15 protein-coding genes are annotated in these 12920 nt (G+C 28.7%); all 15 read right to left on the bottom strand.

The window, feature by feature from the left end; translation table 11 throughout:
* Positions 1-82 precede the first annotated feature (82 nt).
* The 15 genes from V6137_RS05055 to V6137_RS04985 all read right to left on the bottom strand — a co-directional run bounded on the left by V6137_RS05055 (position 83) and on the right by V6137_RS04985 (position 12629).
* Positions 83-1405, bottom strand: coding sequence for an extracellular solute-binding protein (locus V6137_RS05055; RefSeq protein WP_425446801.1), 1323 nt, complete (start codon positions 1403-1405; stop codon positions 83-85).
* Positions 1406-1598: 193 nt separating this feature from the next.
* On the bottom strand, positions 1599-1796 hold the full coding sequence (locus V6137_RS05050) for a hypothetical protein (protein WP_425446800.1): 198 nt from the start codon (positions 1794-1796) through the stop codon (positions 1599-1601).
* Positions 1797-1853: 57 nt separating this feature from the next.
* Positions 1854-2414 carry a TlpA disulfide reductase family protein gene (locus V6137_RS05045; RefSeq protein ID WP_425446799.1) on the bottom strand — a complete coding sequence of 187 codons (561 nt, stop codon included), beginning with the start codon at positions 2412-2414 and terminating at the stop codon, positions 1854-1856.
* Between the two features lie 15 nt (positions 2415-2429).
* On the bottom strand, positions 2430-2744 hold the full coding sequence (locus tag V6137_RS05040) for a hypothetical protein (protein WP_425446798.1): 315 nt from the start codon (positions 2742-2744) through the stop codon (positions 2430-2432).
* Positions 2745-2755: 11 nt separating this feature from the next.
* On the bottom strand, positions 2756-3415 hold the full coding sequence (locus V6137_RS05035; protein ID WP_425446797.1) for a hypothetical protein: 660 nt from the start codon (positions 3413-3415) through the stop codon (positions 2756-2758).
* A 16-nt stretch (positions 3416-3431) separates the two neighbouring features.
* Positions 3432-3896 (bottom strand): hypothetical protein, encoded by a 465-nt coding sequence (locus V6137_RS05030; protein WP_425446796.1) that lies wholly within the window; start codon positions 3894-3896, stop codon positions 3432-3434.
* A 175-nt stretch (positions 3897-4071) separates the two neighbouring features.
* A complete protein-coding gene (locus V6137_RS05025; protein ID WP_425446795.1) occupies positions 4072-4218 on the bottom strand; it encodes a hypothetical protein in 147 nt (48 codons plus the stop codon).
* Positions 4212-4457, bottom strand: a complete 246-nt coding sequence (locus V6137_RS05020) for a hypothetical protein (RefSeq protein WP_425446794.1) — start codon at positions 4455-4457, stop codon at positions 4212-4214. Before V6137_RS05020 ends, V6137_RS05025 begins: the two co-directional genes overlap by 7 nt.
* 260 nt (positions 4458-4717) lie before the next feature.
* Entirely contained in the window at positions 4718-6049 is a 1332-nt protein-coding gene (locus V6137_RS05015) for an extracellular solute-binding protein (protein ID WP_425446793.1), read from the bottom strand.
* Between the two features lie 295 nt (positions 6050-6344).
* Complete coding sequence (locus V6137_RS05010; RefSeq protein ID WP_425446792.1) at positions 6345-7217, bottom strand: hypothetical protein; 873 nt, start codon at positions 7215-7217, stop codon at positions 6345-6347.
* Between the two features lie 49 nt (positions 7218-7266).
* On the bottom strand, positions 7267-7995 hold the full coding sequence (locus V6137_RS05005; protein ID WP_425446791.1) for a nuclease-related domain-containing protein: 729 nt from the start codon (positions 7993-7995) through the stop codon (positions 7267-7269).
* An 11-nt stretch (positions 7996-8006) separates the two neighbouring features.
* Positions 8007-8909 carry a DUF4349 domain-containing protein gene (locus tag V6137_RS05000; RefSeq protein ID WP_425446790.1) on the bottom strand — a complete coding sequence of 301 codons (903 nt, stop codon included), beginning with the start codon at positions 8907-8909 and terminating at the stop codon, positions 8007-8009.
* Positions 8910-8968: 59 nt separating this feature from the next.
* Positions 8969-10258, bottom strand: coding sequence for an HNH endonuclease (locus V6137_RS04995; RefSeq protein WP_425446789.1), 1290 nt, complete (start codon positions 10256-10258; stop codon positions 8969-8971).
* A gap of 41 nt (positions 10259-10299) precedes the next feature.
* Positions 10300-11451, bottom strand: coding sequence for a DNA cytosine methyltransferase (locus V6137_RS04990; RefSeq protein ID WP_425446788.1), 1152 nt, complete (start codon positions 11449-11451; stop codon positions 10300-10302).
* A 14-nt stretch (positions 11452-11465) separates the two neighbouring features.
* Positions 11466-12629, bottom strand: coding sequence for a DNA cytosine methyltransferase (locus V6137_RS04985; RefSeq protein WP_425446787.1), 1164 nt, complete (start codon positions 12627-12629; stop codon positions 11466-11468).
* Between the last annotated feature and the right edge of the window lie 291 nt (positions 12630-12920).

The following is a 12920-nucleotide window of genomic DNA, read 5'->3' as shown; positions in this document are numbered from 1 at the left end:
TGGCACTAAAAAGGGACTAGGCATGCCTAGTCCTACATTATCTCTCCTCTCTCCCTTCTCAACTCTCCTCTGATTTAAAAAATTATTCCCTAAAATACAACTGATACTTATTTTCCATCTCTATCAACTTATTTTCTAACTCCTCATCTGTATATTCTTCATCTGAAAATATAATCTTAAAGAAATCTTTCTCTATACTCTCTCTTATGTATTGAACCTTTACATCTTCACCTAGATAATTCATATCATCTCCACTTTTTATTTTATCCAAAACGTGTTTTCTCATTGTTATATATTTTTCTTCTACATCTCTTTCCCTTGCTTTTTTATTTATTTTATCCTCTATTTCTTTATTAACTGGATAAAACCAATAAACATCATCTGTATATACCTTTATTTGGTTTTCATCCGACAATAATTGATTTATAAACTCTAACCCTACTTCTATATTCTTTCCCCTTTTATTTACTATAAAACCAAAAGTATTTAACCTTTTACTGTATGGATTCGGTACGATTATAAAGTCTTTGTTAGCTCTACGTCTTGGTCTTACCTTTAAGGTGTTCTCGGTCTCATTACTTGCTATCAAGTATTCTTCATTGTACCTTTCTATCTGGTGATACTCCTTCTTACATTCCTTTGACCTATACTCAAAAATAGCATTATAATAAAACTCTAGATCTTCAATAAACTTATATTCACTCGAGGACAATTTTTCTTTAGATTTCTTTAAAAATTCTTTAATACTATCAGTATTTAAATTTATTTTTTTCTTCTCTTTATCTATTATACTTAATTCATAATAAGGATATCTAACTATATATGAATATTCATCTGAACTAAATATTCTTTCTTTGCTACTTATCCATTTCTCCCTCATGTCTGTAAAATCTTTTTTAGTCCAGTTTATATCAGGTTCCTTAATATTTAATCTATCCAACATCGGTTTATTAAGTACTACTGCAGGATAATTCATACCTATAGGTATATAATAAATACTATCTTCTTTAAATATATCGTACAATTTATTTACATTAGGCAACTTGTCTTCTTCTACCTCTAAAGCTACTCCTTGTTTTATATAGTTTATAGCTGAACCTCTATAATCTTCGTTATAAAAGTAGATTAAAGTAGGTCCATTTTCTTTATACAGCTTTATATTTAGTTTATTTAAATATTCTTCATATGTATTAGCATAAATTATATCGTATTTTACATTTATATCTTTATCTGCTTTAAACTTTGCCATATTATCATTTATTATAGGACCTACTTCTTCACCATGCAATCTCAGTTCTCCATTCCAAACTGCTATGGTTACTTCTTTTTCAAGTATATTATTTGTTTCATTACTCTTTTCCTCGTAACAGACTGCCAGTACTAATAGCAAAGGTGTAAGTATCAATAATATAGTAATATATAACCTCTTAATAGTTTTCCCTCCTAACTCAAATACTACTTAAAAACCCGTATCTTCCACTTATTGTCTTAATTCTATATATTTTATATAGGTGGGGAATGATAGCTAGTTTAACGAAAATACATTTTTACAATACTATTATTTTCATTTTAAAAATAAGGATTTTATGACTTAATAGCTACTCCTTTTCAACCCAGCAACTGTCTGGATCATTAATATCTGTACATTTTCTGACATAATCTATACAGTTATCTCCATCCCTGTCACAATCTGTCCATCTATCAACTATATGAGTAGCAAAAGCCACATTACCAACAACCATTAACATTGTTACTATAGCAAGTAACATTACTAACACTCTTTTTTTATTATTCAATTTAACAACCTACATTTAAATTTATTTTCCTAGCATTCCCCACCTAAAAATTATTACCTAATTAAATGAATTAACCTTTTCAATTAATTCGTTTTGGAAGGACTTATCACTACTCCATCCATTTTTACCCATTTTTACATTACCCTCTTTATCAATTACAAAACTTAATGGTATACTACCTACTCCTATTTTTTTATCTAGCTCTTCTTCTGTTATAAAATAATACTCAAAAGGTATATCCTTATCTTCTATAAACTTATCAACTATATGTTTTTTACTAGCTGTTATTAGTATAGGTTTCTTTTTCAATTGATTTTCTTTATATGATTTATCGATAAACTCAAGTTCCTTTACACAGGCTTCACAGCTAGGTGAAAAGAATATTAAGAATGTATTTTCTTCTTTTACTACTTCCTTTAGTTTCATATCCTTATCTTTTTTAAGTTGTAAACCCATGTCTATTTTTTCTATATCTAATTCAGGACTATTCATCGCCTTCATAGCTCTTGATATTTTCATGTTGTTATAAAAACTATATCCAGCATATCCTGTTAAGGCTATTGCCCATATTATTATCAGTATATTTATTATTTTATTTTTTCTACTTTTTGTACCCATATCTTTATCTCCCCTCTATATGATTTGTATTATGATTCTACTTGGAACTTTATCAAATAATAGCTTATCCTTTATATGGGTTGGTAATTGGTTCCATTGTATAAGGTTTTCTTCCTTATCTAGCTTCATTTCTTCTGATAAGTTTTTTGTTATTTCATTTCCTATGTTATATATCACCGCTGATCTATGTATAACACAGGGCTCTGGATCATTAAATAATTCTATACTTTTTTCTATAATGTATTCTTCTTTTATGGGTAAATGTAAGCTATTATCGTCAAATATTATATTGTCTTTATCATCCATAACTTTTATCTTTGAAAATTTCAATATTATCACCTCTACATAATATTTATTAATATCAACACAAATATTATTGCGAAGAATAATGCATTTGCTAGTTTTATCTTTTCTAGATTTTTTCTAAATACTTCTGAGATATCAAGGATTCTTTGTCCAAAGTATGTAAATAGACATATTACAATAAGTGGTATTACAAAGCCTATATTGTATATTATTAATCTAAATATAGCTTGTACATTATAAATGCCTTTATCCCCAGTTTGTATCATTGAGACTATTGTAGGTAGATAAATTTGTCCTGTACATAAAAACTCGGTAAAGGATATTATAAATCCCAGTAAAAAAGCTAAGGACGTCATTATAAATATATTTGATTTTATATTTGTAAAAAATTTTATAATTCCATGGGACAATTTTCTTAAAAATAGGGGTAATTGTAATGATACTTTTCCATAGTCCCCTTTTTTTATGTTTAGATAATCTTTAATGTTTAATACAGCTAGAGTAAAAACTAATATTAACATTACATATGTAATAATGCTCCGTATTAATTTCCCATTTATCATTCCTAAGACACTGTATAGTACTGTTCCTAAGAGAAAATATGCTATAAATGTTCCCAGTATAAAACCTCCACCTATGATTAATATATTCCTTTTGTCACTTGCCAGTATAAAGGATAAAAAGAATAAAAGCATTGATATGGCACAAGGGTTAAACCCATCTAGTAAACCTGCCCCCTAATATGGCCAATGTTTTAAAGGCTGACTTTTTATTATTTATACTTTTTTCATCGAGTGATATATCTTCTATCTGTGATATATTTTTAAGTCCATTTTTTATATCTTCTCCTCCTATGAAGTACTTATCTTCAGTAAATATAGCTGGAACTATTCCTTTAACATTTGATGGAACATTATATTTTTGAAGGAAATCATAAAATTTATTATAATTTTCTTTCACACCTATGTTCTTTTTTATTATTTCTATATTTTCTTTATTACTTACTTCTTCTAATAAGCCTTCTATTTCATCACAGGTACTACAGGAAGTTATGTAAAAATAATTTATGACAATTTTATCCTCTTCTTTAGCTAGGATTTTAGAGTTAATGCTAATTATAGATGTTATAGTTAAAAAAATAACAATTATTTTTAGTTTCAGTCTGTTATTAATCATTGACGAGCTTGTCCCCTTCACTTGTATTTTTCTATGTCTTTTATATTATGCATTTACATTAATGTGATATATTTTCATTTTAATACCACATCTCTAGTATACAATACTGCTTTTATCATTACAAGAACATTTTGGATTTTTTTAAATATAATGTAATAATATTATTGTTGTATTTTTATATAATGCCTTTTGTATAGGTTGAAGAATACATATATCTTCTAACAACTAAATATACCTTTTTTCCTCTTCCTGCACCGAAGGGGTTAGGTTTATCCAATCCACAAATATTTGAAAGTCTGATTTTTTGTTTTTTCTTTAACAAAAAATAGAGGAGAATTTATTCTCCTCAGTCTGTTGCCAAACCACATTATAGACTTTTATAGGCAGATCAATATCTCCCTTATCCATATCCCCACTCCAAACCGCCATGGTCAATTCTTTTTTAGGTCTTTTTATATCATCTTTTATATTAACTTCTTTACTGGAACAACTGATTAAAACTGTCATTAACAATATACCCATGGTTACTAAAATATTTTTATTGATTATCCTTCTTTTCATTATATACTGCCCCTTACTATTCTTATTATTTTATAAATTTCAGATGAACAAATATTTAAATCTATAGCCTATATATATACTATTAGTTTTTATATTTTAAGAATGCATTGATTAATAGTTCAACCTCACCACCAATTCTTTTACTATATTTTTTAAAATATAGTACTACTAGTGAATAATGCCTGAAAACTGACTAGGCATGCCTAGTCCCTACATTATCTCTCCTCTCTCCCTTCTCCATTCTCCTCTGATTTAAAAGTTTATTCAGTCAACCACATATTATACTTTTCCTCTAACTTCTGTAACTTTCCACTTAACTCATCATCTGAGTATTCCTTTTCATCAAATATAATTTTAACTAGATCCTCTTCTAGCATGTTATAAAACTCTACTTTTTTACTATCCTGACTATTATAGACTTTGTATTCTCCTTTATTAAATTTGTCTAATATATGTTCCCTTAGTTTTATAAATCTATCCTCTATTTCTCTTTCTTTCTCTATTCTTCTTATTTCTTCTTCAATTCCTTTGATAACTGGAAAGTTACCAATCTTAGAATCTTTATAAACATTTATTTGTTGCTTATCATCTAGAATTTCATTTATAAACTTCAATCCTAGTTCAGTATTTTTCCCATTTCTATTGACAATAAATCCCCATGTATATATTTGATAATCATCCTTCATTATATCTGGTAATAAAACAACATCGTCTTGAGATACTCCAAATATGCCTCTAAATTTCAGTCCATTTTCATATACCATACCTCGACTTAATAATGAGTCATTTTTAGCCTCATTGTACTTTAATAAATCCAGAACATCTTGATCATTATAGTTTTTAAAAAACTTTATATACTTATCATATTTATGATCCTTATTTAAAATATAATTTCCCGAATATATTTGTTTTTTAGCACTTTTTATATATTTTTTTACTTTATCAATTTCTATTTTCTCCTCGTCTTCATTGAATAGTTCCATATTTCTTAAAGGGTATTTAACTATGTCACAATACTCTCTATAACTAAAGGGTCTCGGCTCTTTCTTCAGCCACTTATCTTTTATTTTTAAATAATCTTCTTTACTCCACTCTAAACTTGGTGACTCCATATTCAAGTCTTCTAAACATTTCTTCGTTATTATCATAGGATAATGATACATAGATATGGGAACATAATAATTTTTATCTCTTGTAAATCCCTTATACAATTTATTAATATTAGGTACACTTTTTTCTGTAATCTCTAAAGCAACACCTTGTTTAGCATAGTTTCCATATACGTCTTCACTTCTTAATAAAATCATCGTAGGTCCATCTTCTAAATATAGTTTAGAATTTAATTTTTTAAGATAATCTTCATAAGTTGTAGTATCTATACTCTCATAATTCACCTCCACATTATTTTCCATTTCAAAAGTCTGCTTATATATATCGCAAACTGGGTGAGTTACACCATTCCAGGTTACAATAGTGATTTCCTTTTTATTATCCTTTTCCCCTTTATTTATAACTTCTTTTTTACTATTATCACATCCAAATAAGAATATAGCTAAAGATATACATATACTTAATATTAATATTTTCTTCATTATTCCCTCCCCCTTATTTTTTACATTTTTTTATATCTATACTTATATTATACATATACTTAAGCTTGTCCTCAACCATATATTGGTATTATTTTAATTGCACGATGATAGGTGTAATAATAAAAGTCTATTGCTTATTTCATCTATTTTATGGCTCTAAAAAAGGACTAGGCATGCCTAGTCCCTACCGTTATATAATTGACAATGGAGAATTGACAGTTGACAATTGAGGTTCAAATCAGTTAAAGCTGATTTGTTATATAACATTTTGCCAACATAATTACAAAAATAGTCTTTACTTAGCTTCTTCCCTTATTTTCTCCAAGTTTTTAAGGGCAATATCCCTTTTTATCATTAATAATTTAGGATTTTTTTCATTTGTAGCTATTTTAAGATTATCTAGGGATAACTTAAGTTTATCCATTAGCTCCTTATTTCCTTTACCTAATTCTACCCTTTGGTTAAGTCTACTAAATCCAGTTTCCAAACCACTTATGATCTCATTCATTCTAGTGGTATTTCCCACTGTTCCATCTAAGTATATTTGTCTTATCATGTATTTCATTCTTACTATATCTCCATCGGGATGATCTCTATATAAGTCGAAAAATTTTGCCATATAAAATGTTCCGTTATTTAAGTACTGAAGGGTTTCCATATCTTTTTTTTCAGTTATCATTACAGTAGCCTTGTTTATTGAATCCTCAAATTTTGATAAATCTTCTTCCATGACACCGTCTTTCACAGCCTTTGATTCATAACTGTTCCAGCCTTCGTGTACTGCTGATATACTTTTATCTAATTGTTGCCACATCTTATTTATCTTCTCTTCTTTAGTAGTCTCTTTATCTTTTTCCTTATCTTTTTTTTCTTCCTTCTTTTTATCTTCTCCTCCTTTACCTTGTTCTTCTCCCTGTTGATCCTTTTCCTTATCTTTAGACTCCTCTTTATCTTTCTTTTCTTCCTTCTTTGGTTCCTCTGGCTTTTCCTTTTCCTTCTGTATCTTTTCAATATCCTTAAATATTTCGTCTAATTTTTCCTCCATAGAAACGAGGGGTTTTGGTAACTCCTCTTTTTTTTCCTTTTCCATAGGTTTTTCTTCTCCAGCCTTACATGATGCTAATACGAATATTGATAATAATATAAGACATAATACTTTTTTTCTCAAAATAATCACCTCAAGATTATTATTTCCCAAGATGATTATTTTAAAATACTTATTTCTGATGTTTTATTAAAAATTTCTTTATTTTATCTAAATCTCCCCTATTATATTTCTTTTTTCCCTTATGATTAGTAATATACTTTACAATATTATTATCATTTACAGACATAATTGTAGTGTCGCTGTTTTTAATTTCTAAGTTACAACCCTTATTTGTAAAAAGTATAATTCCATCTATCCATATATTTATCCCTTCTTTTTTTATACTTTGGGAAAATATATGGATTTGTTTTTTTAATTGTTTTATTGGATTATTTATTCTTTTTGTATATTTACCTCCATTTTTCCCTACTTTATGTTGGGTCCAATTACTATCATATCCCCTTCCAGCAATACTTCCATTATGATTTTTCACTTCTATAACAAATACACCATTATCACCAATTACTACTAGATCTATTTCACAGCCTTGTCCTTTGTAGTGAAGAAATATATTGCTAAAGACTTCATAACTTCTTGGTAATTTTTTAGCTATTTTAAGACCAATATTTTCTCCTGCTACTCCAGACTTAACTATTTTGAAGTTTTTCCAATAATATCTTATTAAAAATATACCGATAATAGATGGTACTATTAATATTAATTTATACTTAATATTAATATCTATTTTAAATATTAAGCCAATGTCACCTATTATAAATATTATAATCAATATTACCCTAAGCAATAGTCCATTTCTTTTTGATTTTAATAGATTTTTTCCCTTGTGAATCTTAGCCATATGTCCCCCTTTTATTCTTTTTTATTATTATTATACCTCTTAATAAAGTAAAGAAGTAACAATATTATAGGTACTATTATAACCATAAAGGGTAATATTGAAGCTATGGCCACTACAGTGTCCTTTGCCATATCAATTAACAACTTAATAGAATTTTTAAATCCTTTACTAATTCTTTGTCCTAGACTATTAGCCCTCTCTTCTGATTCTGTTAGTTGATAAACCTCATATACACTGACTTCAAATGTGGAATAATCTATTAAGTTATCCCATTTTTTAATAGTCCCTGTTATATTCTCTATTTCATATCGCACATCAGTTAGTTCCTTTTCTAACTTTATTATATCTTCAACTTTATCGGCTTTCTTTAATATTTCTAGTAACCTTTCCTGTTGTATTGTTAATGATTCTAGTTTGGCTTCTTTGTCGAAATATTCACCGGTTATATCTTGACCATTCATTTGACTGGTTATTACATTACCAAAATCATTAAAGTCATTTTTGAATTTGTCAAACTTATTTGATGGAACTCTTAACCTAAACCTAGCTTCCCTGCTATTATATCCTTCATTATCCATTCTATTTCCTTCTATATTTGAACTCTCAACATATCCTCCCATTTCACCAACTCTATTTAAAATGGCATCAATTGTTTTATCAAATTCCTTAGTTTCGAGTTCAATATGGGCTGATTTTATAATCTTTCTTTGAGTTTCTATCTTCTTTTTATTATTCTTTTGGTCTGAACCGAGACTAATATCTAGATTTTTACCTTTTCTTGTATCTTCTGTAGCCCTTTCCTTTTGTGCCATATCCTTTGTTTCCATACTCTCATCTCTACTTGCTCCGCACCCTATGATACCTATTGTTAATAGGATGATTATTAATATATAAGTAATTTTTTTCCCTTTCAAAAACATAATCCTCCCCCTTTTTATAGTTTAGACGATTACTTTTCAAAAAGGTTTCATTTTTATTTGTAATATAAATCAAATAACCTTTCAAAATCAATTAAGATGCCTACATTTTCTAACTCTTTTTTTCTTTGAACAAACATTTCTTTTAATATTTTTTTTCTTATATCATAAGCCCCATAATGTACTGCCCTATGACATGTTGGACAAAGAGCTACTATATTTTCCACTCTATCAAGATTGGTATCACCAAAATCTTCTTGAGCTGCCATTGGGACTATATGATGGGCTTCAAAAAATGGTCGTTTATCTTTCCCTAGAAATGTATCGTGGTGGGAAGAAATAATACATTTATATCCTGCTATAGCTATGGCAGTTTTCTTTAATTTTCTATTTGTCTCGTACCATTTTCCCCTAATAGTTTCTTTATATTTAGGCTGTCTATTGTTTTGATGGTCTAACTCCTTACTATTTTCATCGTAAGGTTCTATCCTCAAAATATTAAATTCCTCAAAATAATCATGCCTATCTTCGATAAACCTTTGTCTATTTACTCTTTTTCTTATTTTTTTATATTCAGGATCAGCTAACCCTACTTCTACTTGTCGGGAAGAATCATTGTATATAGACAAATCATGAATAATATCCAAATAATTATTGATTACGTAATTTGAAATTTGGTATGCTCCCTTATCATCTTCTTCTAAAATTCCTAAATTCCTAAAAAATACTAAAAACTTAGCATCTTTATATTTATTTCTTAGTTTTTTTGGAACTTTAGTAATAAATTTCTCATCTGATAACCTACCTTGTTTAATATTTTCAACTACATCATCAAGCTTTATGGATAAATTATGTGTTTGATACAATATATAAGCAAACTCATTAATAAATAAATATCCAAGTTTGTTTATTGATTTTAATAATACAATTGGTGGTTCAATGTCTGAATCACTTCCTGGAACGGCACAATTATTCCTGCCAAAGGTATCACTAAGTAATGACTCGAATATTAATTTAATTAACACATCAAATTTCGACTGGTTGTATGCATTATATGCTCTTTTACCCCGTTCAGTAATCTTACCTTTTCCACTGTTGCCATCTCTTTTATACTCAACAAAATTAAAATACCTAGGGATTTCTGATTTCTTAATTAGCATTGGTCCATCTGAACTACTGGACAAATTAAGTTGTTGTGCTATTGCTGGCTTAAAGTCTTTATTAAAAACCCAATCATATCCTTGTTGTAAAAAAGTATAATAAACTTTCAACGAGCTGTAAAAAGCCTCTAATGTTCCATCTTGCTTTGGCATTATTAATCTATTATGATTATTGTTTATAGCCATTTAAATTCCTCCAAAATTTTTTAAACAAATTAATAACAATACTATAACTCCTTCAAAAGTCCCTCCATTATTCTTTTTACAAGTAATGGGGGGATTCCTTCTCCTATTACACTTCTAATCATTCTATCGTTAGCCCAAGGTGGTATATTCCAGTCTTTAGGCAAAGAAGTTACAATTAAAATTTCATATATAGAAAGACATCTTGGATCTGAATAGATTCTACCTTCTTCTGTCCCATCATCTTGAATCAATCTTCCAGGATGAACGCATGTCAAAGAGGATATTACACCATTATTTTGGGTTATAGTTCTGGAAGGTTTGTCCCAATCGAACCTTCTGTAGTTATTATAGTGACCTTTGATCCTATCTCCATTTGCCTTCTTAGGATAATATATTTTATTATTAAAGGCTGTTTCTCCACTTGGTGTATGCATCATCCACTTAATATGTCTTAATGCATGAGTAGGAGGATAATGCCACTTTGATATTTCTAGTGCTTTAGCTTTTTTTTCTTCAAAATCAGGAAAATATTCCAGTGTAGTTTCATATCCTTCTCTTATTACTGGATCTATCTCTGGCAAATGCCCTATAGCATCTCTTAAAGTTATTATTTTTTCTGATTTTTCCGGTGCATCCCATGTAATTGTAGTGTCTTTTCTACTCATTAAAAAAATACTTCTTTTTCTCATTTGTGGTACACCATAATCCATGGCACTCATAACAGGATTACTATTAAAGTTATACTGATCTTCTAATTCTAGACGAATATACTCAGGTATTAATATCCTATCACCATTATAATCAATCTTAGTTTTTAATTGCCTCGGTACATTTTCTAACAATATAAATTTAGGTTTTACTCTTTTGACCACATCTATGGCATATGATATTAACTGATTTCTTAAATCATGGGGATTCATCTTTCCAGCAATACTCATTCCTTGGCAAGGCGGTGTAGCAATAATAAAGTCTATATCTTGATTGATTGACTCATTAACAATCTCATTTCTAATTGAATTATCAGTAATATCCCCTATTATAACATTAGTCTTAGGATATAAATATTTATAAAACTCTCCTCGTTTTTGGTCTATCTCGTTTGCTATTTTAATGTCTACTCCTATCTCCTCTAAGTATGCTTCTGCTACTCCTACATTAGAAAATAAGGATAAACCTGACAACACTTTATCCATCATTCTCACCTCATTTAAATTGCTATATTAAACTCTTCATTTTCTACTATCTGACTTACAATTTGTTTTACTAATAGCGGCGGAATCCCCTCACCTATAACCTGTCTAATAAAATGTTCACTTGCCCACTCTGGTATATTCCAATCAGTTGGTAATGACATTACTTTTAATAGTTCATATATAGTTAGGACCCTTGGATCAGAATAAATCATATAACCATTATTATCTAATCCTATAGGTCGACCTGGGTGTACATTGTCTTGAGAACCAATGGTTCTATTATACATAGTAACAGTATATGCCGGTCTGTCCCATGATTGCCTCTTATATGTGTTTTTGTATCCCTTTACAATTCGCCCATCTTTAGTATGGGGACGATGTTCTATTTTTTCATTTTGAAATGCACTTTTACCAGTAGGTGTATATCTCATGGCCATAACTTGTCTATATATATGTTTAGGCGGTGTATGCCATTTAGAAACTTTTTCTGCTTCCTCCATCTTTTTCTCATATTCTGGAAACACTGATAAGTGCTTCTCATATGAAACATCATATATTAGTGGATCCAAGGATGGTAAATCGCCAATGGCTTCTTTTAATGTTACTATTTTATTGTTTTGTTTTGGAAACTCCCACCTATTTCCGATATCCTTTCTTGTTAAAAGAAAAATCGATCTTTGTCTAGTTTGGGGTACCCCATAATTTGCACAGTCAATTATAGGATCATTATTAAACAAGTATATGTCTTCTAACTGATATTTTATATATTTGGGTATTAACATATATTCTCCATCAAACTCAATTTTAGTTTTTAGCTGCTGGGGAACATTTTCTAACAATACAAAAGCAGGTTTTAATTCTTTGATAATATCAATGGCATAACTTACAAGTTGGTTTCTTGGGTCTAAATCATTTTTTTTACCTGCTGTACTCATGCCTTGACAAGGGGGTGTTGCTATAACAAAATTAACATTGTAGTCTAAAGCTTTAGAAACAACCTTATTATAAATTTTATTATCTGTAATATCCCCTTCTATCATTTCTGTAGAAGGATAAAGATGTTTGTAAAATTTTGCTCTTTTAGGGTCAATTTCATTTGCTAAAACCATATCAATTCCTAAATTCTCTAAGTATGTCTCAGCTACTCCTACATTGGCAAAAAGGGAAAGTCCCTTCATTAATATCACTCCTAATTTGTAATAAATAAAATATATTCTATCTCTAGTTTCATTAATAAGATTTTTAACAAATTAATACCTTTTAGTATTACCTTTTATATCTGATATTATCATAGTTTCTATTAAATATCTATTAAGCTATTTATTAAAACCCCTATCTTAAAAACACTTTATACTTACATTATATCAAATATATTTCTTTAACAATAGACACTATATACTTGTGAATACCCCTTACCATATTTTTAATTTAGTCAAAACCTATCTAGTAGAATTTTTTAAGTGTATAAT

The organism is Dethiothermospora halolimnae (assembly GCF_037577855.1).
GTDB lineage: Bacteria > Bacillota > Clostridia > Tissierellales > VENL01 > Dethiothermospora > Dethiothermospora halolimnae.
The sequence above is the reverse complement of the archived record's forward strand: the minus strand, read 5'-3'. Positions and strand labels throughout refer to the sequence as shown.